The 25,014-nt window shown below is 65.3% G+C and carries 26 protein-coding genes, 1 tRNA gene and 1 pseudogene; 15 read left to right on the plus strand and 13 right to left on the minus strand.

What is annotated here, in order from left to right; translation table 11 throughout:
• Positions 1 to 225 precede the first annotated feature (225 nt).
• Positions 226 to 302: transfer RNA gene (locus NZ773_09015), tRNA-Val, on the minus strand.
• Between the two features lie 110 nt (positions 303 to 412).
• On the opposite strand from NZ773_09015, the gene NZ773_09020 reads away from it, so the two are divergent.
• From NZ773_09020 to NZ773_09085, 14 genes are all read left to right on the plus strand, one after another.
• On the plus strand, positions 413 to 574 hold the full coding sequence (locus NZ773_09020; protein MCS6802063.1) for a redoxin domain-containing protein: 162 nt from the start codon (positions 413 to 415) through the stop codon (positions 572 to 574).
• A gap of 9 nt (positions 575 to 583) precedes the next feature.
• Positions 584 to 904 (plus strand): redoxin domain-containing protein, encoded by a 321-nt coding sequence (locus NZ773_09025; GenBank protein ID MCS6802064.1) that lies wholly within the window; start codon positions 584 to 586, stop codon positions 902 to 904.
• A 126-nt stretch (positions 905 to 1,030) separates the two neighbouring features.
• A complete protein-coding gene (locus tag NZ773_09030) occupies positions 1,031 to 1,426 on the plus strand; it encodes a PPOX class F420-dependent oxidoreductase (protein ID MCS6802065.1) in 396 nt (131 codons plus the stop codon).
• A gap of 164 nt (positions 1,427 to 1,590) precedes the next feature.
• Positions 1,591 to 2,082, plus strand: a complete 492-nt coding sequence (locus NZ773_09035) for a cytochrome c maturation protein CcmE (GenBank protein MCS6802066.1) — start codon at positions 1,591 to 1,593, stop codon at positions 2,080 to 2,082.
• A gap of 40 nt (positions 2,083 to 2,122) precedes the next feature.
• Positions 2,123 to 4,126 carry a heme lyase CcmF/NrfE family subunit gene (locus NZ773_09040; GenBank protein ID MCS6802067.1) on the plus strand — a complete coding sequence of 668 codons (2,004 nt, stop codon included), beginning with the start codon at positions 2,123 to 2,125 and terminating at the stop codon, positions 4,124 to 4,126.
• Positions 4,123 to 4,626: a zinc ribbon domain-containing protein gene (locus NZ773_09045; GenBank protein ID MCS6802068.1), complete on the plus strand. Its 504-nt coding sequence runs from the start codon at positions 4,123 to 4,125 to the stop codon at positions 4,624 to 4,626. The genes NZ773_09040 and NZ773_09045 overlap by 4 nt, the downstream gene beginning before the upstream one ends.
• Before the next feature lie 2 nt (positions 4,627 to 4,628).
• Positions 4,629 to 5,861, plus strand: a complete 1,233-nt coding sequence (locus NZ773_09050) for a carboxypeptidase-like regulatory domain-containing protein (GenBank protein MCS6802069.1) — start codon at positions 4,629 to 4,631, stop codon at positions 5,859 to 5,861.
• Positions 5,862 to 6,626: a heme ABC exporter ATP-binding protein CcmA gene (gene ccmA, locus NZ773_09055; protein MCS6802070.1), complete on the plus strand. Its 765-nt coding sequence runs from the start codon at positions 5,862 to 5,864 to the stop codon at positions 6,624 to 6,626. It abuts the gene before it with no gap.
• Positions 6,623 to 7,285, plus strand: coding sequence for a heme exporter protein CcmB (locus tag NZ773_09060; GenBank protein ID MCS6802071.1), 663 nt, complete (start codon positions 6,623 to 6,625; stop codon positions 7,283 to 7,285). The genes ccmA and NZ773_09060 overlap by 4 nt, the downstream gene beginning before the upstream one ends.
• 13 nt (positions 7,286 to 7,298) lie before the next feature.
• On the plus strand, positions 7,299 to 8,024 hold the full coding sequence (gene ccsA, locus NZ773_09065) for a cytochrome c biogenesis protein CcsA (GenBank protein MCS6802072.1): 726 nt from the start codon (positions 7,299 to 7,301) through the stop codon (positions 8,022 to 8,024).
• Positions 8,017 to 8,172 (plus strand): CcmD family protein, encoded by a 156-nt coding sequence (locus NZ773_09070; protein ID MCS6802073.1) that lies wholly within the window; start codon positions 8,017 to 8,019, stop codon positions 8,170 to 8,172. The genes ccsA and NZ773_09070 overlap by 8 nt, the downstream gene beginning before the upstream one ends.
• A gap of 240 nt (positions 8,173 to 8,412) precedes the next feature.
• A complete protein-coding gene (locus NZ773_09075) occupies positions 8,413 to 9,222 on the plus strand; it encodes a prolipoprotein diacylglyceryl transferase (GenBank protein MCS6802074.1) in 810 nt (269 codons plus the stop codon).
• Between the two features lie 20 nt (positions 9,223 to 9,242).
• On the plus strand, positions 9,243 to 9,824 hold the full coding sequence (locus tag NZ773_09080; protein ID MCS6802075.1) for a DUF2085 domain-containing protein: 582 nt from the start codon (positions 9,243 to 9,245) through the stop codon (positions 9,822 to 9,824).
• A complete protein-coding gene (locus tag NZ773_09085) occupies positions 9,824 to 10,387 on the plus strand; it encodes a TlpA family protein disulfide reductase (GenBank protein MCS6802076.1) in 564 nt (187 codons plus the stop codon). Before NZ773_09080 ends, NZ773_09085 begins: the two co-directional genes overlap by 1 nt.
• Before the next feature lie 57 nt (positions 10,388 to 10,444).
• Here the strand turns inward: NZ773_09085 and purB are convergent, their stop codons facing one another.
• From purB to NZ773_09130, 9 genes and pseudogenes are all read right to left on the minus strand, one after another.
• A complete protein-coding gene (gene purB / locus NZ773_09090) occupies positions 10,445 to 11,782 on the minus strand; it encodes an adenylosuccinate lyase (GenBank protein MCS6802077.1) in 1,338 nt (445 codons plus the stop codon).
• Between the two features lies 1 nt (position 11,783).
• Positions 11,784 to 13,037 (minus strand): phosphoribosylamine--glycine ligase, encoded by a 1,254-nt coding sequence (gene purD, locus NZ773_09095; protein MCS6802078.1) that lies wholly within the window; start codon positions 13,035 to 13,037, stop codon positions 11,784 to 11,786.
• A complete protein-coding gene (gene guaA, locus NZ773_09100) occupies positions 13,034 to 14,581 on the minus strand; it encodes a glutamine-hydrolyzing GMP synthase (GenBank protein MCS6802079.1) in 1,548 nt (515 codons plus the stop codon). The genes purD and guaA overlap by 4 nt, the downstream gene beginning before the upstream one ends.
• 128 nt (positions 14,582 to 14,709) lie before the next feature.
• Entirely contained in the window at positions 14,710 to 15,012 is a 303-nt protein-coding gene (locus NZ773_09105) for a PDZ domain-containing protein (GenBank protein ID MCS6802080.1), read from the minus strand.
• Positions 15,007 to 15,237 (minus strand): annotated as a pseudogene (locus NZ773_09110) (glutaredoxin family protein). The gene NZ773_09105 and the pseudogene NZ773_09110 overlap by 6 nt, the downstream one beginning before the upstream one ends.
• 16 nt (positions 15,238 to 15,253) lie before the next feature.
• Positions 15,254 to 15,418 carry a hypothetical protein gene (locus tag NZ773_09115; protein ID MCS6802081.1) on the minus strand — a complete coding sequence of 55 codons (165 nt, stop codon included), beginning with the start codon at positions 15,416 to 15,418 and terminating at the stop codon, positions 15,254 to 15,256.
• A gap of 38 nt (positions 15,419 to 15,456) precedes the next feature.
• On the minus strand, positions 15,457 to 16,857 hold the full coding sequence (locus NZ773_09120) for a glycosyltransferase (protein MCS6802082.1): 1,401 nt from the start codon (positions 16,855 to 16,857) through the stop codon (positions 15,457 to 15,459).
• A gap of 185 nt (positions 16,858 to 17,042) precedes the next feature.
• Entirely contained in the window at positions 17,043 to 17,504 is a 462-nt protein-coding gene (locus tag NZ773_09125) for a DinB family protein (GenBank protein MCS6802083.1), read from the minus strand.
• Between the two features lie 490 nt (positions 17,505 to 17,994).
• Positions 17,995 to 18,933, minus strand: a complete 939-nt coding sequence (locus NZ773_09130; GenBank protein ID MCS6802084.1) for an ABC transporter substrate-binding protein — start codon at positions 18,931 to 18,933, stop codon at positions 17,995 to 17,997.
• A 318-nt stretch (positions 18,934 to 19,251) separates the two neighbouring features.
• On the opposite strand from NZ773_09130, the gene NZ773_09135 reads away from it, so the two are divergent.
• Complete coding sequence (locus tag NZ773_09135; protein ID MCS6802085.1) at positions 19,252 to 20,061, plus strand: tetratricopeptide repeat protein; 810 nt, start codon at positions 19,252 to 19,254, stop codon at positions 20,059 to 20,061.
• Here the strand turns inward: NZ773_09135 and smc are convergent.
• From smc to NZ773_09150, 3 genes are read right to left on the minus strand one after another with little or no spacing between them, the layout of a single operon-like run.
• Positions 20,030 to 23,593 carry a chromosome segregation protein SMC gene (smc, locus tag NZ773_09140; GenBank protein MCS6802086.1) on the minus strand — a complete coding sequence of 1,188 codons (3,564 nt, stop codon included), beginning with the start codon at positions 23,591 to 23,593 and terminating at the stop codon, positions 20,030 to 20,032. The two genes, NZ773_09135 and smc, sit on opposite strands and share 32 nt — an antisense overlap.
• An 18-nt stretch (positions 23,594 to 23,611) precedes the next feature.
• Positions 23,612 to 24,385 (minus strand): ribonuclease III, encoded by a 774-nt coding sequence (gene rnc, locus NZ773_09145; GenBank protein ID MCS6802087.1) that lies wholly within the window; start codon positions 24,383 to 24,385, stop codon positions 23,612 to 23,614.
• 8 nt (positions 24,386 to 24,393) lie between these two features.
• On the minus strand, positions 24,394 to 24,849 hold the full coding sequence (locus NZ773_09150) for a hypothetical protein (protein ID MCS6802088.1): 456 nt from the start codon (positions 24,847 to 24,849) through the stop codon (positions 24,394 to 24,396).
• Positions 24,850 to 25,014: the final 165 nt, after the last annotated feature.

The raw sequence follows: 25,014 nt of genomic DNA on the forward strand, positions 1-25,014 counted from the left end.
CGTCGTTCGGGACGAAAGGCGTCAGCCTCACGCGGTTCCACCCGATTTCGCCACAGGGGCGCACTCGTCTGCGCTGATAACGGGAGCGACCCGGAGACAGCTACTTGCTGATACGTTCGCTGTTCGGCTCAGAGGGGGTTTTCGCCGGGAGCGCGTCAGGGGCTTCCACCACTCCCCCCTCGCTGCGACGGCCGGACCGGCTACTCGTCCTCGTCAACGCCGCTTTGGTGGGCGATACTGGATTCGAACCAGTGGCCTCGGCGATGTCAACGCCGCGCTCTCACCAACTGAGCTAACCGCCCGTCTCGGCAAAGTATATTGGACCCGCCTTCGAGCGATCAATTCAGCAACCGGGGCGTGCTATACTGCCAGCCGTAGTCGGCTAATCATTCTACCCAAGGAGAGCGCGGCGATGACGAACCCAGCGGCGGAGCAGACCGAAGTCCAAGAAGGGCAGGTCGCTCCCGATTTCACCCTGCGCGATCACCTCGGCAACGAGTTCACCCTTAGCGCCTATCGCGGGAAGAACCCCGTCGTTCTGGCGACCTTCGCGCTCGCGTTCACCAGCGGCTGAACGAACGAGCTGGCTGGATTCCGGGACCGCTATCCGGAGTTCCAGGCAGCGGGAGCCGTGGTTGCGGCTCTGAGCGCAGACGCAGCGCCTTCCCTGAAGAAGTTCGCCGAAGAGCTTGACCTTCCCTTCCCGCTTCTGTCCGATTTCAAGGACCGGTCCGTCACCTTTGCATATGGGATCTACAACGAGCGCTTTGGCGTGCCGAAGCGGCGAACCTATGTCATCGACAAGGCAGGGGTTATCTACCGGCTGATCATCGATGACAAAGATATGCAAGCCCATTCGATCCGGGCGCTCGAAGCAGTCAAGGAGCTGCAAGCCCGGTCCTAGGCCCGCTCCCCGAAGAGCAGCCGGCCCCGATCATCGGCAGATGGTCGGGGTTTTCTGCTTTGGAGACGAGACCGGCAGCAGTGTCGCTGCGCATTCGCCAAGAGAGCGTATCCTTGAAAAGGAGCGATGACTGAGCAGCAACCGGTGTTCCCGAATCTGGGAGCAAGCCCGTATCTCTCGCTGACGACCTTCCGCCGGTCGGGGGAACCGGTCGCGACCCCCGTCTGGTTCGCGCGCGAGGGCGACCGGCTTGTGCTGCTGACCCGCGCTGGCGCCGGCAAGCTGAAGCGGATTGCCCATACTCCGCGCGTTCTTGTCGCCCCCTGCGATGTCCGAGGGCGGGTCACCGGGGAGACGGCGGAGGGCAGAGCGCGTCTGCTCCCTCCGGAACAGGCTGAGGCTGCCCGCAAGGCGATCCTGAAGAAATACGGGCTGCTGGGATGGCTGTTTGTCACGCTTGAGCGGATGCGCCGTTCGAGCCAAACTGTCTACTTTGAGATCCGTCCCCTGAAGGACGAGTGAGGAACGGCGCGCTGCTGGACGCGCCGAGAGCGCTGTGATACACTCGCTTCGCACGGGTGAGGGCTGCCCACCGCGACGCCGCGAAAGAAGCAGGTGACTCTTGGCGCTCATGCCAGTTGTTCGTGGGTAGGTCCCCCGCGCCGCCCCGAGCCGTGGAGGAAGCGATGCTCGGCGAACAATCGATCTCCCTTCCCGCCGCTCGTGTCTCTCCCCTCACCCGCTACCAAAAGCCTGTCATCGCCGCTGTCCTCGTCGCTCTCGCCATCGGTTATCTGATCACCACAAGCTTGCAAACCACCGCCGTCTACTACCACACGATCCCCGAAATTCGCGCGCGCCAGCTTGCGCCTAACGAGATCGTGCGGGTGAACGGGTGGGTGCGCGAAGGCACCATCGAAAAGTTCCCCGACGGGTCGGGCGCCCGCTTCCTCATGTACGACTCGAAGGACCCCTCCCAGACGATGGTCGTGACATACCGGGGCCTGCTTCCGGACACGTTCGTTGACGGGGCAGAGGTGGTCGTTCAAGGGAAGCTCATCCGCAGCGGCACAGACGGCCGCCCGCCGCTGATCCTGGCGAGCGGCGCGACCTCTGACCTCGAGTTCGAGGCGACCACCCTTTTGGCTAAATGCCCTTCAAAATTCGAAGCGGCGTAGCGCGTCGGCCGCCGAGCGAGATGACACAGGAGGAGTGCCGATGATCGCTGATGCCGGGCGTGCCGCGCTACTTGTCGCCTTTCTCCTCGCCGTTTACGGCGTCATCGGCGGCATCGTCGCTGGGCGATGGCAGCGGGAGGATGTGCTCCTCAGCGTCCGCCGAGCGGTGTGGGCCTGTTTCGCGCTCGTCCTAGTGGCGGCGGCTGCCCTGATCGTCTCTCTCGTGACGAAGGATTATTCCCTCCGCTTTGTCGCCCTCTACACCAGCAACGACGCGCCGCTCAACTACGCCGTCACCTCGATGTGGGCAGGCAACGCCGGGTCGCTCGTGCTCTGGGTGGTCGTGCTGATGCTCTTCACGAGCATCGTCGCGCTGACAACCCGCCGTCAGTATCGCGAGCTGGCACCCTATGCTCTCGCGGTGCTGATGGGGATCGCCGTCTTCTTCCTAACGATGATCAACTTCCTTGACAGCCCTTTCCAGCGACTGCCCGTGCCGCCGAGCGACGGGCGGGGGTTGAACCCGCTGCTGGAAAACTTCTGGATGCAGCTCCATCCTCCGGCGCTCTATCTCGGCTATGTCGCCGCCTCGGTGCCGTTTGCCTTCGCGATCGCTGCCCTCATCACGCGGCGCCTCGACGACGAATGGATCAAGGGTACCCATCGCTGGACTCTGCTGACGTGGGGGTTCCTCTCTCTCGGCAATCTGCTCGGCGCAAAGTGGGCCTACGAAACCCTCGGCTGGGGGGGATATTGGGGATGGGACCCGGTCGAGAACGCCGCGATCCTGCCTTGGCTGACCGCGACCGCCTTTCTCCACTCGGTCATGATCCAAGAGCGCCGCGGCATGTTGAAGGTCTGGAACGTCTCCCTGATTGTCGCGACCTTCTGCCTGACGATCTTCGGCACCTTTCTCGTCCGGAGCGGCGTCCTTACCTCCGTTCACTCGTTCGGCCTCTCCTCGCTCGGGCCGTTTTTCTTCGCGTTTCTCGCGTTGGTCACCCTCGGCTCGATCGCGCTGATCCTCAGCCGGTTGAAAGACCTGCAGTCTGACGCCACGCTCGACTCGGTGCTGTCACGAGAGAGCAGCTTCCTGCTCAATAACCTTCTTCTGATTGGCGCCGCCTTTGCCATCTTTTGGGGCACTGTCTATCCGCTGGTCTCGGAGGCGACGCGCGGCCTGAAAGTCACCGTTGGCGCCCCCTACTACGACGAAGTGGTCGGCCCCATCCTGCTTGCGGTCTTTCTCCTTATGGGCATCGGCCCCCTGATCGCCTGGCGGCGAGCGACGGTGGCCAATCTGATCCGCAACTTCCGCTGGCCGGTTCTCGGCGGGCTGCTCACTTTTGGCCTCTGCCTCGCCCTCGGCTTCCACCAGCGGTCGACGCTGCTTGCGGCGCCCGTTTTGGGGTTTGTCGCCGGCAGCGTGATCGTCGAGTTCTACCGCGGCACGCGCGCGCGGATGCGCGGCTTCGGCGAGCCGCTCGCTCTCGCCTTCGGCCGGCTGTTTGTTCGCCATCCCAGCCGCTACGGCGGATATCTTGTCCATGTCGGCATGGTTGTGATTGCCGTTGGGGTGATCGGCTCGAGGGTGTATCAAGATGCCGTCGAGACGACGCTCCAGCCCGGCAGCACGATGCAGATCGGCGCCTATACCCTCCGCTATGACGGCCTTCAGCAGACCGCCACGCCGACCCGCGAAGTGAACCGCGCGACCGTCGCCGTCCTCGTCAACGACCGGCAGGTGGGAACGCTCTTTCCTGAAAAGAACTTCTTCCCGGTTCAGCAGCAGCCCCAAAGCATTATCGGGCTGCGCTCAACCCTCGTCGACGACCTCTATGTCGTCCTCGCGGCATGGCAGCCGACGGGTGAGATCACGGTGAAGGCGTATCTCAATCCGCTCGTCGCTTGGATCTGGATCGGCGGCGCAGTTGCCCTGCTTGGCTGCCTTATCTGCTTCCTCCCCGGCCCGAAACCGACGCGATCGCGGCGCGCCAACCAGGAGCCGAGCCCGGCGCTCGCGGCAACGGGAGAGCGTCGGTGACGTCCACGCTGCTGATCGCGCTCGCCTTCGCCGCTGTCGCCTTCTTCTACGTCAGCTGGCCGTTTCTGCGCGCTCAGCCCCGCCCTGCCACCCGCCGCGATGAGACGCTCGCCGAACTGCGGAGAAAGCGTGACAGCATCTACGAAGCCCTTCGCGAACTTGACTTCGATGCGCGGACCGGCAAACTTTCCCCCGCCGACCATGCCGAACTGTCGGACCGCTACAAGCGCCAAGCGATCGCCCTGCTGAAGCAGCTGGACGACCAGACCCGAGCGGCCCTGCTCGCCATCGACGCCGAGATCGAGCGCGAGGTTGCCGCGCGCCGACGGACCGCTCGTCCTCAGCCCAGCACGCGCTGCGTTGCCTGCGGCGCCGCCCTCACCGCGAACGACCGCTTCTGCCGCCAGTGCGGTGTTCCCCAGGGCCGTGCCTGTCCGCGGTGCGGCGCAGCCAGTGAGCCGCTCGATCGTTTCTGCCCCCAGTGCGGCACTCGTCTCTGACCATGCTGACCCGACGCTTGGCGCTCTCGCTCGCGACTCTGGTGGCGGTGCTCGCCGCCGCCTCGCCAGCACGCGCCCAAGGCCCTGGCGCTGTGGTCGGGCGGGTGGTGAACGGATCAGCCGGGGGAGCGCCGGTTGCCGGAGTTGCTGTCACGCTGCTCCCCGTCACCACCACGGGCCCGGGCCAGCGCGTGAGCGCGACGAGCGGACCCGACGGCACCTTCCGCTTCGACGGGCTGCCGACAGAGGCCGGGCGCTTTTATGTCGTGTGGGCCGAGTTCGAGGGCGCGCGCTATCAAGTCGGACCGCTTCAGTTCGCGCCCGGCACCGCAGAGCTTCCCGTGGAGCTGGCCGTCTACGCCCCGACCGAGAGCGACCCCGGCATCCGGCTGACACGCTACGTCGTACTCATTGTCCCCTCGCCGCCCCAGCGCTTCCTGAGCGTTCTCTCGTTTGTCGACGTCGAGAACCCTTCATCCCAAGCCTACATCGGCCAACTTGTCGGCCAGCAGCGGCAAACCCTCCGCTTCGGTCTGCCGGCAGGGTCGCGCAGCCTGCAGGTGCTTGAGGGGATCCAAGTCAATGCTGTCGCGCGGACAATGAACGGCTTCGCCGACACTCTCCCCGTTAAGCCCGGCCAAACCACCGTTGTCTTCCAATACCTCGTTGACTATGTTGACAACGGCATTCTCTTCACTCTGCCGGTGTACCATCCCACCCAGGAGTTGAGCCTGCTGCTCGCCGAGGGAGATTGGACCCTCATTGCAGACGGCGCGCGGCCGAGCGGTACGGTCGAACAGGGCGGGCAGCGTTTTCGCAGCTACACCGCAACCAACCTCGTCCCCGGTCAGGAACTTCGCGCCGTCATTCAAGGCCAAGGGCTGACCAGTCAGGCTCTTGGCAACCAGCCGCTCTTCACGATGGCCGTCGGCAGCGCCATTCTATTGGTGACAATCGCCGCGGTGGCAGTGCCGCTCCTGCGGCGCCGCAGCAGGCGCGGCCTCTCCTCGCCCTCGCCCCGAAAGCCGCCTCCGCAAGCGAGCGTCTCTCCCCAGCCCGCTCTCCCGACCGCGGCCGAACCGCGCGCTGAGGAGCGGGAGGCGCTCCTCGCCGCTCTCGCCGACCTCGATGATCGGCATGCGGCCGGTGAGATCAGCGATGAAGAGTGGGCTCGCCTGCGCTCGGCGAAAAAAGAGGCGCTTGTGGCGCTCATCCGCGAGATCCGAGGGATCTAGATGACAATCCCGCACGCAGCGCTCCCCACCGCCGACGTGCAAGTTCGGCCGCCGGCGATCGAGGTGCGGGGGTTGCGCAAAGAGATTGGCGGCCGCCTCATTCTGCGCGGGATCGATCTCCGCGTCGAGATGGGGGAGACAGTCGTCATTTTCGGGCCAAACGGTGCCGGCAAAACCACGCTCCTTCGGATTCTTGCCACCCTCGCCCGGCCGAGCAGCGGTATGGTGCGGATCGGCGGTGTCGACCTCCACGAGGTGGGGCCGGCCATCCGCCGCTGGATCGGCCTCCTCGCCCATCAGACCTACCTCTACGATGACCTGACCGCCGAGGAGAACTTGCGCTTCTATGGCCGCATGTTCGATATCCCCGACCTTGACCGCCGCATCGACGTGGTGCTGGAGCAGGTTGGGCTGAGCGAGCGGCGAGGCGACCGCGTGCGCGTGCTCTCGCGGGGAATGCAGCAGCGGCTGGCGCTCGCGCGGGCGATCCTCCACCGGCCAGGACTGCTGCTCCTCGACGAGCCGGAGAGCGGCCTCGACCCGACCGCCGCCGCCGGGCTGCGCTCCCTGCTCGCCGCCGTCGAGCAACCTGATCGCGCCGTTCTCCTCACTTCTCACTCGCTCGACCTCGGGCTGGACCTCGCCAGCCGGGTCGTCCTGTTGGTGAGGGGCACGATCGTCCTCGACACTCCGCGCGCAGCGATCGACCGGGCAGCCCTCGAGCAGTTCTACGCCCGCGCCGTGATGGGAGGAGCAGCGCCATGAGGAAAGCGTTGCTCATTCTCGAAAAAGACCTTCGCACTGAGCTGCGCGCCAAAGATATCCTCACGGCGATGGCCTATTTCTCCCTGCTCGTGCTTATCGTCTTCAACTTCGCGATCGACCTGCGCGATGTCAGGATCGACGCGATTGCGCCGGGGATCTTGTGGGTCTGCTTCGCCTTTGCGGGCGTGCTCGGACTTAATCGCACCTTTGTGCGCGAGCAGGAACGGAATGCGATCGAAGGGCTGATGCTCTGCCCCATCGACCGGAGCACAATCTATCTCGGCAAGTTCGTCGGCAATGTCGTCTTCATGCTTATCGTTGAAGCGCTGACCGTGCCTATCTTCCTTCTTCTTTTCAACCTGACCGCTGTCGGCTGGGGATTGGTTCCCGCCTTGCTGCTCGGCACGGTTGGGTTCGCCGCGCTGGGCACGCTCTTCGCCGCGCTGGCCGTCAACACGCGAACGCGCGAAGTGATGCTGCCTGTTCTCCTCTTTCCAATCATTATTCCCATCGTCATCGCCGCCGTCAAAGCAACTGGGTTCGCCATCGGCACGATCGCTCCCGATCTCGCGATCCCGTGGCTGAACCTGATGATGGTCTTCGACCTCGTGTTTGTCGTCATTTCGTACCTCATCTTTGGGTACGTCTTGGAGGAGTAGCTCGGAGGAGGCCATGGCGCAGCAACTTGTTGTCCCTCGTGAACGCGCACGACGCTTTGACCCGTGGGTCGCCCTCGGCTGGCTGACGATCTTCCTGATGGGAGTGACCATGTTCGGCGCGTTCATCTACGCGCCGACCGACCGCTTCCAAGGGATCGCTCAGCGCATCTTCTACATCCATGTCCCCTCGGCGTGGCTTGCTTATCTCGCCGTGTTCGTTGTCTTCATCGCGAGCATCCTCTATCTCGTCCGCCGCAGCCGCTTCTGGGACCGCGTCGCCCTCTCGTCAGCAGAGCTCGGGGTGATCTTCACGACGCTCGCTCTCGTCACCGGGTCGCTCTGGGGGCGGCAGGTGTGGGGCGCGTGGTGGGTCTGGGACGCTCGCCTCACCACCACGCTGATCCTGTGGCTGATCTATGTCGGCTATCTGATGCTGCGAGCGACGATGGGCGAGAGCCCGCGGACAGCGCGCTTTGCCGCCATCGTCGGCATTGTCGGCTTTATCGACGTTCCGATCATCCACCAGTCGGTAAAGTGGTGGCGGACCCAGCACCCGACGCCCATCGTCGTCACGGAAAATCCTGCGCTGCCGGCGTCGATGCTGATCGTGCTGGTTGTCTCCGTGCTCGCTTTCACCGCCCTCTATTTCTGGCTGCTGAACCTCCGCTACCGTCTCGAGGCGGGGCGCGACCAGGTGGCAGCGCTCCGCCGCGAGCTTCAGGGGGCTGCCGATGTTTGACAATCCCGCATTCTGGCTGCTGTTCGCCGCATATACCATTCTCTGGCTGCTGATTGGGGGCTATGTATTTACCCTCAATCGCCGCCAACGCGACCTCGAGCGCGAAGTCGAGACGCTCAGCGAGCAGTTCCGGCGGTCAGCAGACTGAACGGCCCGAGCGGCGGAATGCGACCGGCAGGCGCACGATGGGAGTGCCGGCGAGAGAGGTCGCAGCGGAAGGCAGCAGGATGCAGCCGCGCCCAGCGCTCGTGCGGCGGCTCGCCGTGGGAGGAGGGCGTCGCATCCCTTGTAGCGCTGTTCGGATGGAGACGCAGCGGTCGCTCCGCTCGGGGCGCGAGCGCCGCTGCGCCGAGCGTTGGCTGAGGGAGTCCTTTCGCCTGCAGCAGCGGTGACGATCGCCATCGACCCGATCGCCTTCTCTGCCGGCCCCGTGCAGGTGCGCTGGTCGGTGGTGTTTCTCGCTCTCGCGCTCGTCGCGGGGCTGATCGTGGCGCAGCGGTGGGGCGAGGCGGTGGGGCTCCGCCCCGTCTCGGCGGCCCTGCTGGCAGCAGCCGTCGTGGCCATCGGCATCATCGCAGGGCGGGCAGCGGTGCTGATTGAGCGGCCCGACCTCCTCCGACGCGGGGTCGGGGGCGCGGTGACGCTCGCTCACGGGGGGGTCTCTCTGCCGGCAGCAGCGCTCGGCGGAGCCGCTGTCCTCACGATTTGGGCGCTGCGGTCGAGCCATCCGCCCGGCCGCGTGCTCGCGGCGGCATCGGGCGGTCTGCTGGTCGGCGAGACAATCGCCTCAGTCGGGCTCCTCATCAGCGGCGACTACACCGGGGCCCTCGTCGAGGTGCCGTGGGCGGTCTCCTACACCCGGACCGAGGCAGGCGTACCGGCAACACTTCTCGCCCGACCGGTGCACCCCCTTGCGCTCTACTCCTTGCTCTGGATGGGGATCGCGGCAGTCTGGCTCTGGCTGGCCTGGCCGAGACGAACCGTGCGGGAGCGCTGGTGCTTGGCAGCGCTCGCTTTCGGGCTCGGTCACCTCATTCTCGGCTACGCCCGGCTCGACCCGGCTTGGCTTATCGGCCTCCGGGCTGATCAAGCGTTCGGTCTTGTCTGGATCGTGCTCGGCGCCATCGGCATCATCGGCGAAGAACGACACGCCGGCGCTGCTCCCGTGCCCTCCCCTCGTGAGCGACCGCTCTCCTGAGGCTGTGCTACTATGTTGTCGTGGCACCGTTCGCCTCTCTCGAGCCCGCTTTGGAGCGCGGCATCGCTCGGCTTGCCGACAGCGTCGTCCGCTTCATGACCTTTCATTGGCTCTTTGCCGTCAACAGCATGCTCGCGCTCTACCTCGGGCTCGCGACGCTTGCTCCGCTTCTGGTGGCAGCAGGATGGGATCTCCCTGCTGCTGCCCTCTACCTGCTGTTTCGGCCGATCTGCCATCAGCTTCCCGACCGTTCCCACTTCATCGCCGGCCATCAGATGGCCTGCTGCCAGCGGTGCGCCGCGATTTACGGCGCCTTTCTCATCGGCGGTCTGCTCTTCGTGCTGCTGCGCGATCGGATCCGGCCGCTTCCTTGGAAGGCGTACCTTGTCCTCATCGCGCCGATGGCGCTCGACGGCCTGACGCAGTTGACCGGCATGCGGACGAGCACGTGGGAACTGCGCACCCTCACCGGAGGGCTGTTCGGACTGGCAACCGTCTGGCTTGTCTATCCTTTCTTCCATCGGACGATGGCTGAGGTCCGGCTGCTGATCCAGCAAACTGGCGGCCTCAGCCGACCGCCGGTGGCGGCGGGAGAGGGCTGATGCGCCTGCTCGGGGTGTCGATCTTCGTCGGTTTTTTCGTCTGCCTTCTGCTCAGCATGGTCGGCATCGTCGGCCTGCGCTTCGCCACGCTCCCCCGTGACGCCCCCGTCACCGCGCTCGACACGAGCGCAACGGCGCGCGTCAATGACCCCGCGCCGCTCTTCACTGCCCGCACCTTGCAGGGGGAGGCGGTCAATCTCGCCAACTACCGCGGCAAGCTCGTCATCCTCAACTTTTGGGCAAGCTGGTGCGGACCATGCCGGAGCGAGATGCCCGCGATCGAGGCAGCCAGCATCCGCTATCGTGACGCTGGGGTTGTCTTTCTCGGCGTGAATGTTCAAGAGGCGAGCGCAACGGTGACCGCTTTCGTCGACGAATTCAAGCTGACGTTCCCGATCCTGCTCGACCCCAACGGCGCAATCAGCGCTGTCTACCGCGTCCGCAGCCTCCCCACGACCTTCTTCATCGATCGGGACGGCATTCTCCGCGAACAGTTCACCGGCGAGATGAACGCCTCGGTTATCGACCGTCGCGTGCGCCTCTACAGCGACCCCGGCCCCTAACGCTCCCCTTCTCTAGTTCCACGCCGCAGCGCGCCCTCACCCTTGCCCAAGCGACGGTCAGGGAGGCGGGGGCTGCCGCTCTCTCCGCGAGACCGCCTCGTCGAGCGGGATGCCGAGACGGCGAAAGGGAACATCGGCGTAGCGGAGATAGTAGGTGGGGTCGAACAGGGCATCGAGCTCTTCCGGAGAGAGCACTGCCGTTACTGCAGGGTCGGCAGCAAGGAGGTCGCGATAGTTCTCGCGAGTGCGCCACGCGCGCATCGCATGGCGCTGCACAATCGCATACGCCTCTTGGCGGGTGAGACCGCGTTCTACGAGCGCGAGCAAGACCCGCTGGGAGTAGACCAGCCCGCGCGTCAGGTCAATGTTCTCCCGCATCCGATCGGGATAGACCTGCAGCCGCTCGAGAATGCCGGCGAGAAGGTCGAGCATGTAATCAAGCAGGATGCTGCTGTCGGGCAGGATGATGCGCTCGGTCGAAGAGTGACTGATGTCGCGCTCATGCCAGAGGGCGACGTTTTCGAGGGCGGTGACGGCATGCCCGCGGACCACTCGCGCGAGGCCGGTGATCCGCTCAGCGAGCTCCGGGTTCCGCTTGTGGGGCATTGCGGAGGAGCCCGTCTGCCCTTCCTCGAACGGCTCTTCGGTTTCGAGCACCTCGGTGCGCTGCAACGCCCGCAGCTCCGTCGCGAATTTTTCCAGCGAGGCGGCAAGGAGAGCGAGCGCCAGCACGTACTCCGCATGACGATCGCGCTGGAGGACCTGAGTCGAAGCGGCGGCGGGGGTGAGCCCGAGGGAAGCGCAGGCAATCTCTTCAACCTCCGGCGGCACGAGCGCATGAGAGCCCACCGCTCCAGACAGCTTCCCGACAGCGATCCGGCTGCGCGCAGCGCGGAGGCGCTCACGCCCGCGACGCACTTCATCAATCCAGACCGCTAGCTTCAGCCCAAACGACATCGGCTCAGCATGGACCCCGTGCGTTCGCCCGATTTGCGGCGTGCGCCAGTGGGCGACGGCAAGCGCGGTGATCGCCTGTTCGAGACGGTCGACCCCGCTCAGCAGGAGGTCCATCGCCTCCATCAGCTGGAGCGACAGTGCGGTATCCATCACATCGGAGGAGGTAAGGCCGTAGTGGATCCACCGGCCGGCAGCCCCAAGCCGCTCCTGCACCGAGCGCAAAAAGGCCGTCATGTCGTGGTGGGTCTCGCGGAAATAGCGGGCGACGTCGTCAAGGTCGTAGGTAGCGGAACGGATCACCGCGAGGTCGTCGGGAGGAATGACCCCGAGCGCCGCCCATCCCTCACAAGCGGCGATCTCGACTTTCAGCCATAGGTCGAGCTTGTGCCGCTCCGTCCAAATCGCGCCCATGACCGGCCGGGTGTAGCGTTCGATCATCTCACCCCCCGAGCGCGATGTCGCGTCGGTAGTGCATTCCGCGAAACTGGATCGCTTGAACGCCTTCGTAGGCACGTTCGCGGGCAGCGGCCACACTCCCGCCCGTTCCCACAACGTGCAGCACTCGTCCCCCGTCTGTCACCAGACGGCTATCGACACGGCGTGTTCCGGCGTGAAAAACCACCACCCCAGCAGGCAGCGGACCGATCGTAATCTCGTCGCCGACGACGGGCGTCCCGGGATAGCGCTCCGCCGCCAACGCGACGCTGACCGCTGCTTTCGTCGAAGGAGGAAAGCGGATCCCAGCCAATCCCTCTGTTGCGGTGGCGTAGAGAAGATCGAAGAGGTCGACGTCAAGACAGGGAACGATCGCCTCGGTCTCCGGGTCGCCAAAGCGCGCGTTGAACTCAAGCACTTTCGGGCCACTGTCGGTGACCATCAGCCCGGCGTAGAGTGTTCCGCGGAATGGGGTTCCCCGTCGGCAGAGCTCATCGACCACCGGCTGGACAATGGTCTCCATGACCGTCGCGATGTCGAAACTCGTGAAAAACTCTGGCGGGGTGTAGGCGCCCATTCCGCCGGTATTCGGCCCCGTATCTCCTTCGCCGACCCGCTTGTAATCACAGGCGGCGGCAAGCGGCACCGCCCGCTTGCCGTCAACTAGGGCGAAGAGGCTGACCTCCCGCCCCGTTAGCTTTTCCTCAATGACGACAGACTGACTGGCCGCGCCGAAGACCCGCCGTTCGAGGTTGTCGACGAGGGCGCGCTCCACCTCTTCCAAGGTTTCGCAGACCGCCACCCCCTTGCCGGCCGCCAGCCCATCGGCCTTAACGACCAGCGGCGCGCCGACCTGGCGCACGTACCGGCGCGCCTCCTCCAGGTCAGCGAAGGTGCGCCAGCGCGCCGTCGGGACCTCTGCCGCCGCCATCACCTCCTTCGCGAACCGCTTGCTCGTCTCGATCTGGGCAGCTGCGCGCGTCGGCCCAAACACCGGGATCCCTTCAGCTTCAAGGGCGTCAACCATGCCCGCGCCGAGCGCGGCATCAGGACCAACAACGACGAAGTCGGCTTTCCACGCTCGCGCCGCTTGCACCATCCCCGCGACATCAGTCGGCGCGACGGGCAGATTTTCCGCGATCTCGGCCGTGCCGGCGTTCCCGGGGGCGACCGCTAGCCGGGCAACGCGAGCATTTTTCCGGATCGCCCAAGCGAGGGCATGCTCGCGCCCTCCATTGCCAACAACGAGCACGCTCATTCCCATTCGATTGTCCCCGGCGGTTTGCTGGTGATGTCGTAGACGACGCGCGTGATATAGGGCACCTCATTGACAATCCGAGTGCTCACCCGCGCTAGCAGCTCGTACGGCAACCGCGCCCAGTCAGCCGTCATGAAATCTTCCGTCGTGACCGCTCGCACTGCGGCGACATAGCCGTACGTCCGGTCGTCGCCCATCACCCCAACAGTCCGAACGGGGGTGATGACCACAAAGCTTTGCGCCAGCTCGCGATACAGTCCTGCTCGACGGATCTCCTGCTCGAAGATCGCATCTGCTTCTCGGGCGGCGGCCAATTTCTCGGGCGTGATCTCCCCGATGATCCGCACCGCGAGCCCCGGCCCGGGGAAGGGATGGCGGAAAACGATCTCCTCCGGCAACCCGAGCAGGAGACCGACTTCGCGGACTTCATCCTTGAAGAGATAGCGGAGCGGCTCGACCAGTTCGAGCCCAAGGTCTTCGGGCAGGCCGCCGACATTATGGTGCGTCTTGATTTTCGCGGCCGCCTTCCGCTCCGGCGTGGCACTCTCAATCACATCGGGGTAGAGCGTCCCTTGAGCGAGAAACTTGACGCCACCGATCGCTTTCGCCTCCGCCTCGAAGACGCGAACGAATTCGCGGCCGATGATTTTCCGCTTCTCTTCAGGATCTGTCACTCCCGCAAGGGCACCGAGGAACAGTTCGCGCGCATCAACCGTTCGAAGATTGAGCCGAACATTGTCGCGGAAGGCCTGCTCGACGCGGCGGCGTTCATCCTTCCGCAACAGCCCGTTGTCGACAAAGATGCACGTCAGTCGGTCGCCGACCGCCCAGTGAACGAGGCTCGCCGCCACTGAGGAGTCGACGCCCCCAGAGAGCGCGCAGACTACTTTGCCGTCGCCCACCTGCGCTTTGATCCGCTCGACGCTCTCTGCAATAAAGCTGCTCGGCGTCCAATCGCCGTGACAGCCGCAGATCCCGTAGAGAAAGTTGGCCAAGATCTCCTTGCCCTGCGGGGTGTGCACGACCTCTGGGTGAAATTGCAGCCCAAACCGGTGCCGCCCATCTCCCATCGCCGCGAAGGGGCTGTTGTCTGTGTGAGCAAGGGCAACAAATCCTGGCGGGAGCGACTCGATCCGATCGCCGTGGCTCATCCACACCGAGATCTGCGCTGGCAGTCCGCGAAAGAGGGGCGACTCGGCGTTGACCGTCAGAATGGCGTGCCCATACTCCCGACGCTGACCCGGCGCCACGCTGCCGCCCAACTGATGGGCGAGCGCCTGCATGCCGTAACAGATCCCGAGGATTGGCCTGCCGCTCTCGAGGATCGCGCGCTGCACCAGCGGCGCCCCCTCTTCATAGACACTGCGCGGCCCGCCGGACAGGATAAACCCTTTCGGGTTGAGCCGCTCAACCTCGCTCCAAGGAACGTCCCAAGGCAGCAGCTCGCAGTAGACACGCAGTTCGCGGACCCGGCGGGCGATCAACTGGCTGTACTGCGAGCCAAAGTCAATGATTGCGATGCATTCGTGGGGAGCAGCTTTCACGATCGAATGATAGCAAAGCCGACGCCGGCCTCGAACCGAACACTGCCCCCCTCCTGGACGCCGCTTTGCTCAGTTGGTGAGGGAACTGCAAGGGCGCCTCTTTATGGCGGAAGAAGGCGCCCTTGACGCTAGAACGACGTTTCGGCGCGATACTGCTGCTGGCCGCGCATCCATGTCACGAGGATCCGCCCGCCCGGCGGCACGGCTTCGAGCGCTTTGGCGAGATCATCGGCAGTGGCGATGGGCCGCATATTCAGTTCGACAATGATGTCATCGGGCTGCAGCCCTGCGCGCGCTGCGGGCGACCCCGGCGACACTTTGCCCACATAGGCGCCGAAAATGGGCAGCCTTCCTGCTTTGGCAGTGATTTTGCTCGCGTCGGCGACGCTCGCGCCGAACGTGGGACGCCCCGCCGCGGCAGCCTCGAGCAAGCGATCGATGCGCGCTTTGTCGAAGCCGACCACGACCTCGTTGCCGATCGTCAGCACCGGAACACCGCGCTGCCCGGAGCGGCGGACCATCTCCATCGCTGCGGCAAGATCGTGCTCGACATTCTTCTCAACGAACGGCACCCCTTTCTGGGTGAGATACTGCTTTGCTCGCACACACCAAGGACAGCTCGAGGTGGTATAGACGGTCACTGGCGGAAAGGCCATCGCCTGCCCCTTTTGCTTAGCTCGTCAACTTGTCGATCGAACCGAGAGGAACGATCGCGCTACCACTAGCATACCGCACCGCCGGAGGCGTTGCGGCGAGAGCGAGCGGCGAAGCGTCATCCCCTCGTGCGACGAGAAAAGCGTCGCTGACGACAGCGGTGCCGTCCGGCAGGAGCGTCATCCTCTTCCGCAGAGAAAAGAGCGCCCGAAAGCCGAGCGTTACCCAGAGCCCATACCGCCGACAGGCTTTTGGGCGACCACGAGGCAGGACAGCCCAGTGGGCAGCGGAAAGCGCTCGACTTGCCGCACGACCGGCCAGAGGGCATTTAGAAGCGCAGCTTGGCCGCGGGGAACAGAGCGCCGCCGCAGGATCCGGCCGTTCACGAACCAGCCGATCGTCCCCACAAGATTCAGATAGCGTCCCTCGATCACCTGAAATCCGGCGAGGGTCACCAGTTTCTTCAGCGGGTCGAGAGTGTAGCGCCGGTAGTGCCCAATCGCTTTATCGATCGATCCGTACAACCACATGTTGGCCGGCACAAGAAGGATCAGCTTCCCGCCCGGCTGAAGCAAACGGAAGAACTGGCGGAGAACGTGCGAGTCATCCGGCAGGTGCTCGAGAACGTTCATGCACACGACAGTATCGAATTCGTTCTCGCGGGCAAACGGCCACGAGGTAGCGGTAAGGTCTATCTGGGCAAGAACGACATTCGGCCGGTCGGCATACTTGCGCAGAAGCGAAAGGTACGCGCGATCGTAATCGGCCGACACGAGGAGCTCGCGCCCGACAAGAAACTTCGTGATCGTTCCCGTGCCGCAGCCGGCCTCGAAGACGCGGCTGCCGATATGCCGCTGAATCTGCTGCCAGAGGAAATCGTTATAGCGGTCGAGCGAGTCCATCACGGCCAAGGTATCGTTGCCGTAATGCCCGCTCACCCGCGTCGGCAGCACTCCGAAACGGATGATCGCCCAGATCGCCTTGATGCCGTCTTTCCACGTTATTTTCTTGCCCTCGGCGTAGCTCCGACCGTGGTAGCGGATAGGCACTTCATAGACCCGGTACCCCATCCGGGCCACTTTGGCAGTGATCTCCGGCTCGACGCCAAACCGGCTCGACTCGATGGTGATCCGCCGGATCACTTCGAGGCGAAACGCTTTGTAGCCGGTTTCCATATCAGTCAAATTCAGGTTTGTCGTGATGTTGGAGAGCAAGGTCAGGAAGCGGTTTGCGACGGTATGCCAAAAGTACAGCACGCGCCGCTCCGGCCCCGTGAAGCGGGAGCCGTAGACGACATCAGCCTCGCCGTTAATCAGCGGCCCGAGCAGCTTGGGATAATCCGCCGGGTCATATTCGAGGTCAGCGTCTTGAATAATGACAAAATCCCCTCTTGCCCGAGCGAACCCTGTCTTGAGCGCCCCCGCTTTCCCTTGGTTCTTCTCGTGAAACACTACCTCGATTTCGGGGTCGTCGAGGGCGCGCAGGATTTCCTGCGTTCCATCGGTTGAGCCGTCATCGACGACGATGATCTGCTTCTGATAGGGGGTCTGCTTGACGCGCCGGAGCACTTCGCGAATTGTCGCCGCCTCGTTATAGACGGGCATTACTACTGTCAGTTTCATCGCTCACATCTGCAGAACACCGCGCCCTCTCGCGACACGCGGGGGGAGGATAGCAACGCCCCGCCGGAGGAGCAAGGTAGGGCGAACTCAGCCGCCTCGGCGGTGCGAGCAGCAACAGCGTGCGCCGCGAGGACTGCCTCCGCCGCAGCACCGCGCCGGCGTCCCCCTTGCCGCCAGTCAGCCCATCAGCTGTCTGGATGAGGAACGGAGTGGCCGGTCTGCTGCCCAGTCATCCGCCGGATCGTCTCAGCATGGTGCCGGTAGTGGTTGGCCATCCCCTCGAGCAGGTCGATGACATCAACCTCGCGGTTCCCCATTTTGGCGCGGCGGGTCAGCTGCCAGTCGGACAGTGAGCGCGCAAACGCGATCTGCTCATCGATCACGTCGAGGGCATTTTGGCGGGTCCACGCCCAATAGCCGGCGCGGCCACCGAAGTTCGGCAAGGTGAAGGAGCGGTCTGTCGCCAGGCCGCGGATCCACTTCGGGTACGCGCCAGGATGGCTGACATGACGGACATGGTCGAGCACCGACCAGTTCGCGCCGTCGTCGACATGCTCCGGGTCCAAGTCGCGAGTTGCGGCGTCGAACTCAGCGCGCGCTTCAAGAAGGGCGGCGATTGCTCGTTCCAGACGTTTGCGGGTCTCCATTGCAGCTCCTTTAGCAGCCGTGCAGTGTCGTCACGAACCCGATGTGGTTGTACATGATACAGGCGAGCAGCAACCCGATGACCGACCCGCCAGCAGCAAGGCGGTCGCCATCCGAAGCGCCGCTCAGCCGATGAGGACGAAATAGCGCTCGGAGGAGCAGCAGGCGCTGCCCGACAGCGCTCCGCGCGGCGCTCGAGCGGCCCCTTATCGGCCTCAGGCGCAAGCATGACGAACGTCGGCAGGGGCGTGCTCCTCTAGGACCTCTCAGCGGCAGAGTGCGCGTCGCGTGCGGCACTCCCGCCGCCCCTCCACCGCCTCCCCCACCGCTAGCCAACGAGCAGCACCGCGCCGCCCGCCTGAGGGAACCTAGCCTCTCCTTCCAACCAGCAAACGGATTGGTCACCGCCCGCCTCGCAAGGGCCGGCGCCCCCTCAGCCGGCGGACATCTTTTGCTGCCCTGTCGGCCAAGGCAGGCTGGCAGCCGATCGTCTCAAACCGGCGCGAACAGATCTTCGACCCGAGGCGGCTGGGCGATCAGTCCCTGCTCCTGCAGAAAGCGCAACTCCGCTTCGACCGAAGGCCGGCTGCGCTCAAGCCCGTACAGAAGCGGGTCATCGCCGAGGATCTGCTGCTCCTCGGCGTAGTACGCTTGAGCCCAGATAAGCGGCGAGAAATCGGGGTTGCGCCGCTGACGCTCATAGCTGAGGCGACGCGCTTCTTCGAAGGCATCGTACAGAGAGCGCGCCAGCCACGGATATTCAGCGAGCAGCTCGCGCTTCACTGCAACGACGTGACCGATCGGAAAGATCTTTGTCTCTCGGAAATAGCGCGCCTCTTCCTCCCGAAAGTTCGGAAACAGCCGCCGGACACGCGGATCACCATTCATAAAGCACTGCGGCATTGTCGGATGAATCATCGCGTCTATCTCGCCGTCTGCGAGCATCTGATCGAGGTCGACGCCAGGGCGAAAATCGATGGTGATCCCTGCCGGCGGAGTGTCGAAAGTTTCGGGATGAGAGGTCACCCATCTGATGCTGCGGAGATCGACGCCATACTGGTGCTGAATGATTGAACGTGCCCAGAGAGCAGTGCTCATCTTGTAGGAAAAGACACCGACGGTCTTTCCGGCAAGATCCTGCGGCCGATCAATACCCGAATTGACATTGACAAACCAGGCACTGTGTTTGAAATGCCGTGCGGGAAATACTGGAAGCGCCTGCACTTTCGACACCCCGAGGGCGACGCTTTGAATATGGAGCGAGAATGAGAGCTCCGAGACATCAAAAGCCTGCTCTCGGATCATCCGGTTGAAGGCGTCCCACTCAAATGCCTGATAGTCGAGTTCAACCCCTTCCGGCTTCACTTCTCCATCGATAAGCGGCTGGACATGAGGATAGGGCCGAATAACGAATGACAGCCGCAACGTCACGGCAGGCTCCTCTCCGAAGTATCGCGCCGATTGTACTTCACCCCGCTGCCCGCAGCGCCCACCCCGCTCGGCACTTTGGCCTTTCCCTAGCGAGGGACCCTCCTCCGCGGCCCTGCAACCGATGCCCTGAGGAACCGGTTCGAGCAGATACCGAGGTCTCCCGCGGAACATTCCTCCTCGCGGGAGCGCGGCCTCCTCCATGCCGCGTTGGCGCGCCCCGCCAGAGCGGCAGTGGAAGATCGGCACGCAAAGCGGTAGCCTTCTGGGACGGAGTATCAATGTGGCGGGCGGGCGTCTTTCTTCCGTTCTCGGCTACCGATGATCCTTGAACCGATCTCGCGCGCCTTTGCCGCGCTTGCGCAGCGAGCTGACACGCAGATCGACCTCACTGAAGGGGCGATCCTTATTGCGGCTCTCTACTCCCCTCAGCTCGACCGCCGGGCAGAGGCGGCGCGGATCGACTCTCTCGCGGCGGAAGCAGCGGCAGCGCTCGCGGGCGGCGCCGGGCGAACGCGGGCGCTCGCGCTCGCGCACTGGCTCTTCGTCGAGCAAGGCTTCGCGGGAAATCACCTCAACTATTACGACCCCCGCAACAGCTTCCTGCCAGAGGTCCTCACTCGCCGCCTGGGCATCCCAATCGCGCTCGCCGTGCTCTATCTCGAAGTTGCCCGCCGGGTCGGTCAGCCTGCGTTCGGCGTGCCGCTGCCCGGCCACTTCGTCATCGGCGCGCCCGTCGAGGGAGGAACGATCTATCTCAACCCTTTCGGCGGGGAGGAACTGCCACGCCACGCCCTCGAAGCGCTGGCTGCGCGTGCCGTCGGGCGGCCGGTCCGTATCGATGGGTTTTTGCGGCCCGCCTCACGCCGCGCCATCCTCGTGCGAATGCTGCAGAATTTGAAACAGATTTATCTCTCGCGCGAGTCGTGGGAGCTTGCCCTCCGCGCCATCGATTGGATCCTCCTCCTCACCCCGGAGTCGCTCCTCGACCGCCGTGACCGCGGTCTCCTTGCCTTTCGCCTCGGCCAGTATGGCGACGCAATCGCGCACCTGCGCCGCTATCTCCAGGCCGCGCCTGCAGGAGCAGAGCGCGACCGGATCAGCCGCCTCCTGGCATCGCTCGCGAGCTAGTCTCCCGCAGCTGCAGGGAGACAATCTTTGTCGCGCCGTCAGCGCCGACCGTCAGGCCATACACTGCTGCTGCCGCTTCGATGGTGACGCGATTATGGGTGATGACGACAAACTGCGTCGTCGCCGCCAGTTCAAGGAGCGCAGCCACAAACCGCCGGACGTTGCTCTCATCGAGAGCAGCATCAACCTCATCGAGGACACAGAAGGGGATCGGGTTGACGCGCAGGAGCGCGAAAACGAGAGCAGCGGCCGTCAGTGCCCGCTCCCCGCCGGAAAGGAGGGCGAGACTTTGCGCGCGCTTGCCCGGCGGCTGCACTTCGATTTCGATCCCGGCGCTTTCGCTGACCCCGAGCCGCGCGGAGCCGCCGCCGAACAGTCGCTGAAAGTAGCGCCGAAATTCGGCATTGACCGCTGCGACCGTCTGGTCGAACCGCTCCGCTATCAGCGTTTCGAGCGACTCAATCGTCTTCGCCAAATTCGCTTCGGCGGCGCGCAGGTCGGCAAGCTGCGCCAGCCCGTGGTCGAGCCGCGCCCGCTCCTCCTCATATTCCGCAATCAGCGCGTAGTTCGCGCTCGGCAGCGTGCGGAGACGCGCGCGCAGCCGCGTGATCTGGCGCTCGATCTCGTCTAGGTCGACATCCGGGGGAGGAGATGGAAGTCGCTGGGGATCAAGCCCCTCTGCTTCCATGCGCCTGCGGAGCTGATCGAGCGCATCAGCTGCCGCCTCCCGCTCGCGGCGTGCCTCGGCAAGCCGCTCCGCAGCGGCCGCAGCGTCCGCCCGCTCAGCCTGCTCCTGCTCGACGAGGCGGTCCAGCTCCTGCTCGAGGGCATGGCGGCGGTGACCGAGCGCCTCGGCCTCGCGCTGAAGCATCTCCGCGCGCGCGAGAGCGGCCGCGACCACCGCCTCGTGACGCTCGACATCGGTGCGAGCCGTCTCCCGCTGCCGCGCAAGGAGGTCGCGCCGCCGGCGAGCTGCTGCGGCAATCTCGCGCTCCCGGGCAATGCCGGCGCCGATCCGCCGCACTGTGTCGACCCCAGCGCGCTCGGCCGCCCGCAGCGCAGCCAACTGCGCGCCGTCGCGGGCCAGGCGCTGCCGCGCCTCCAGAACCGCCGCTTCCGCCTCGGCAATCTCGCGCTCAATCGTCTCGCGCTCGCGGCCCAGTTCGGAGCACCGCTGATCGATCACGGCGAGGCGAGCGGTCAGAGCCTCGATCTCGGTCATCAACTGTGCCCGCCGCGCTGCAGTTTCCTCTTGTCGGCGCGCTGCCGCCTCAAGGGCGACGCGGCGCTGCTCAGCGCGCGCCTGCAGGCGAGCCAGTTGCCGCGCCGTCTCCGCCCGAGCATGCTCGAGGCGCTCTCGCTCTGCCGCAAGCGCTCGCTCTCTTTCGCGTCGACCTGCCGCCTCTGCGGCAAGCCGCTCGATCTGGCGGTGGAGCGTCTCTCCCTGCTGCGCCAGCGCCTCGCGCTCGGCGCGGATGCTCGCTTGGCGCGCGCGACGGCGCCACCTGCCTTCTCGGCGCGAGGGCGGGCTGCCGCCGGTGATGGCGCCCCAGCTTCCGACTGTCTCTCCTCGCACGGTGACGAATTGATGACCGCGCCCATTGCGGGCAAGGCAGCGCCGCGCCACCGCTAAGCTGTCGACGATGATGACATTCCCTAGCAATCGGTCCACGATTGCGCGGATGCGCGGGTCATGCCGACAGAGGTCGGCGGCGGCCCCATGCACTCCCGGCTCGGCTGGCCAGCTCGCGCGGCGCCCCGGCTGAATGGTGTCGAGCGGGAGAAACGTCGCTCGGCCGGCCCCGACAGCGCGCAAGAACTGGATCGCTTCTTCCGCTTCTCGCCAGCTCTCGACGACGATATCCTGGCTGCGGGCACCGAGCGCAGCTTCAAATGCCAATTCATACCCCGCCGGTACCTCGATCAGGTCAGCAACCGTTCCCACAATTCCAGTAAGACGCGCCGCGGTAGCAGTGCTGCGGCGCCCTTTCTCAGCGCCGAACTGCCAGCCGGCGCTCTCCAGCACTGCCCGCACCGCCGGAGAGTACTCCTCGCCGGCTGCCTCCTCGTAGGCAAGATGCTGAAGACGGCGATCGCAGTCGCGAAGGCGCTCTAGGAGCGCCGCACGCTCGGCGCGGAGGGCCGCCAGCTGCTCTTCGGCATTGGTCAGCCACTGGCGCGCTTCCTCTCGCTCTGCCGCCAAGGACTCGATGCGTCCGGCAAGCGCCGCCGCCTGCTCCGAGGTTCGCTCAATCTCCGCATCGAGCGCTGGGTCAAGGGCAGGGCTTTCACTCAGGCGGTCGAGGGCAGCGAGGTCAGCGGCCAGCCGATCCCGCAGGGCGAGCGCCGCACGGCGCTCGGCTTCGAGCGCTCCCTGCTCCGCTCGGCGCTCTTCGAGCAGTCGACGCAGCCTGACCGCTCGCTGCTCTGCGTCGGCCGCCTCCGCGCTCGGTCGGGACGCAGTTTCGAGCCGCTCGATCTCGGCACGGAGACGGGTCAGCTCCTGCTCTGCCGCGTCCAGAGCGGCTTGTTCTTGGGCAGCGCGGCGCTCCGCTTCTTCGGCATCCGCCTCGAGGCGGGTCAGCTCATCGGTGAAGCGATCGATCTCCCGAGCGGCAAAGGCCGCCTCATGGCGCGCGCGGTCGGCCGCTGCGTGCGCTGTCCGCAGTTCATTCAGGAGGTGGTCATGGCGGTGGCGTGCGGCATTCGCTTCGCTCCGGAGTGCGGTCAGCCGGTCCGCCGTCTGCTGGAGACGGGCACGAAGCGCGTCGTGCTCGCCCACGCGTTCTGCAGCGGAAGCTGCCGCCCGCTCGTATCGCTGCTGCGCTGCTCGCCAGCGGATGGCATACGCAGTGGCAAGCAAGTCGGCGAGTGCCGCGGTCAGGCGACGATGCTCCTCGGCGTCGGCAGCGAACTTCGCCAGCTTCTCGACGCGCGGGCGCAGTTCGCGCAAGAGGTCGTCGAGCCGCTGAAGATTGAGGCGCGTTGCCGCCAGCCGCCCTCGTGCCTCTTCAAGCGCAGCATGATGACGGCGGATGTCAGCTGCCTCTTCGATCAGTTCGCGCCGCTCTTCCGGACGGAGAGAGAGCGCCGCGTCGATCAAGCCCTGCCCAATCACAGCGTAGCTGCTTTGGAACAGGCCGGCGCGGCCGAGCGCGTCGAACACGTCTCGCTGGCGGACGCGCCGCCCATTCAGCCAATAGTCGCTCTCACCGGAGCGATAGAGGCGGCGCGTGACAGCCACCTCGTCGAAGTCAAGCGGCACCACCCGCGCCGTGTTGTCGAGGATGATGGTTGCCTCAGCATAGCCGGCTGGCGGACGCCCCCCGCCGCCGGCAAAGAGCAGGTCTTCCGCCTTGCGGACGCGCAGCCCCCGCCCCGCCGGCTCGGCAAGAACCCACCGCACCGCGTCAGCAACGTTGCTCTTGCCGCTTCCGTTCGGACCGACGATCGCCGTGAGGTCGCCTCGAAACTCGAACCGGGTGCGGCTGGCGAACGTCTTAAAACCAACCAGTTCAAGCGCACGAAGCACTGGCGCCGCTCCACTCTGTCAGGAGGAGGGAGACTGATCTCCCGCCCTCGCCTCCGGGCCGGGAGGCCGCGGCCAGATCGCTGCGGGAGACGCCTCGGCCGGCGCGCCAGTGAGGGAAGCGAGCGCCTGGCGCGCGGCCATCTGCTCAGCCGCTTGTTTTGTCCGCCCTCTCCCTCTGCCGGCCACCTGCGCGCCAACGCGGACCTCGACGAGGAACTCCTTCGCGTGGTCCGGCCCGACTGCCTCGAGGAGCTCATAGACGGGGGTCAGCTGCCACCGCGCTTGGGTCAGCTCCTGCAGGCGCGATTTGTCATCCTTGCGCGGCCCTGTTGCCACAACCTCCTCCACGATAGGACCCAGCTCGCGCAGGACGACGGTCCGCGCATGGGCGAGGCCATCGGAGAGATAGACCGCGCCGACGACCGCTTCAAAAGCGGCGGCGAGGATCTGGTCGCGTTCGCGGCCGCCGCTTGCCTCTTCGCCTCGGCCAAGCAGAAGCCAGCGGCCGAGTTCGAGCTTGCGGGCCGCTGCTGCCAGCGTCTCCTTGCGAACAATCGAGGCGCGCAGCGCGGTCAGCTCTCCCTCACTCGCGTTCGGCAAGCGCTGGTACAGTGCGTCCGCGATGAGAAAGCCGAGCACAGCGTCGCCAAGAAACTCGAGCCGCTCGTTCGTCCCTGCGCTCAGGTTCGGCCGCTCATTGACAACCGACCGGTGCACCAAGGCTTGCTGCAGCAGGTCAGGCCGGGTCATTGGCGTCCCGAGGCGCGCCACAAGCTCGCTTAACTCCGGCACCGACAGCTCTACTCGCTCACTCGGCGGATGCCGTAATAGCGGTCTCGCGTCAGCATATCAATGAGCTGAGCGTCGGAGAGCGGACGGACGCGATCCGCGAAGCTGGGCCAATGCTCAAGCTCCTCGCGGAGCTGGGCAATCGTGAGGGGCGTGTTGCCGTTGAGCAGGAAGAGGCGAAAGCACGCTTCAAGGATCGGCAGGTCCGGGCGCAAATAGTCCACGTCATCCGCGCAGAAGCGCTGGATCAGTTCGAGAGAGCGGAAAGGAGCACGCTGCGTTGCGAGCTTCGCCGCGCCGGAGGAAGCCCGCTCGAGCGGAGGCTGCTCCTCTCCGAGGTCCCCAAGGCGCCGGCGGGCAGCGGCGCACAGCCGCTGCTCCACCATCGCCTCGAAGGAACGACCTGAGTTCTCGATACCCGCAACGTCGATCGCAAAGCGAGCGGTGGTTTCCTCAGACTGCTCCACGCGTGTGTTGCCCTCCGTCACGAGTTCGACAGTCCAATCGCGAAAGTCGGGAGCCGGCACCGGACGCAGGGCGCGAGCGGTAAGGGGCCGAGACCGCAGCACCGCCCTCGGTAATGTGCCCCGAATTCTACGGCAGCGCGAGGGGTGCGTCCACCCGAGGGCGTT

Source organism: Dehalococcoidia bacterium, from assembly GCA_025054935.1.
GTDB lineage: Bacteria > Chloroflexota > Dehalococcoidia > SpSt-223 > SpSt-223 > JANWZD01.

Bases quoted from the DNA above. Each gene is read 5' to 3' on its own strand.
- NZ773_09020 (MCS6802063.1), top strand. From the start codon at position 413: ATGACGAACCCAGCGGCGGAGCAGACCGAAGTCCAAGAAGGGCAGGTC.
- NZ773_09030 (MCS6802065.1), top strand. From the start codon at position 1,031: ATGACTGAGCAGCAACCGGTGTTCCCGAATCTGGGAGCAAGCCCGTAT.
- NZ773_09085 (MCS6802076.1), top strand. From the start codon at position 9,824: ATGCGCCTGCTCGGGGTGTCGATCTTCGTCGGTTTTTTCGTCTGCCTT.
- ccmA (MCS6802070.1), top strand. From the start codon at position 5,862: ATGACAATCCCGCACGCAGCGCTCCCCACCGCCGACGTGCAAGTTCGG.
- purD (MCS6802078.1), bottom strand. From the start codon at position 13,037: ATGAGCGTGCTCGTTGTTGGCAATGGAGGGCGCGAGCATGCCCTCGCT.
- NZ773_09035 (MCS6802066.1), top strand. From the start codon at position 1,591: ATGCTCGGCGAACAATCGATCTCCCTTCCCGCCGCTCGTGTCTCTCCC.
- NZ773_09135 (MCS6802085.1), top strand. From the start codon at position 19,252: ATGATCCTTGAACCGATCTCGCGCGCCTTTGCCGCGCTTGCGCAGCGA.
- NZ773_09070 (MCS6802073.1), top strand. From the start codon at position 8,017: ATGTTTGACAATCCCGCATTCTGGCTGCTGTTCGCCGCATATACCATT.
- NZ773_09115 (MCS6802081.1), bottom strand. From the start codon at position 15,418: ATGACGCTCCTGCCGGACGGCACCGCTGTCGTCAGCGACGCTTTTCTC.
- NZ773_09120 (MCS6802082.1), bottom strand. From the start codon at position 16,857: ATGAAACTGACAGTAGTAATGCCCGTCTATAACGAGGCGGCGACAATT.
- NZ773_09050 (MCS6802069.1), top strand. From the start codon at position 4,629: ATGCTGACCCGACGCTTGGCGCTCTCGCTCGCGACTCTGGTGGCGGTG.
- purB (MCS6802077.1), bottom strand. From the start codon at position 11,782: ATGATCGAACGCTACACCCGGCCGGTCATGGGCGCGATTTGGACGGAG.
- NZ773_09060 (MCS6802071.1), top strand. From the start codon at position 6,623: ATGAGGAAAGCGTTGCTCATTCTCGAAAAAGACCTTCGCACTGAGCTG.
- NZ773_09040 (MCS6802067.1), top strand. From the start codon at position 2,123: ATGATCGCTGATGCCGGGCGTGCCGCGCTACTTGTCGCCTTTCTCCTC.
- NZ773_09125 (MCS6802083.1), bottom strand. From the start codon at position 17,504: ATGGAGACCCGCAAACGTCTGGAACGAGCAATCGCCGCCCTTCTTGAA.
- ccsA (MCS6802072.1), top strand. From the start codon at position 7,299: ATGGCGCAGCAACTTGTTGTCCCTCGTGAACGCGCACGACGCTTTGAC.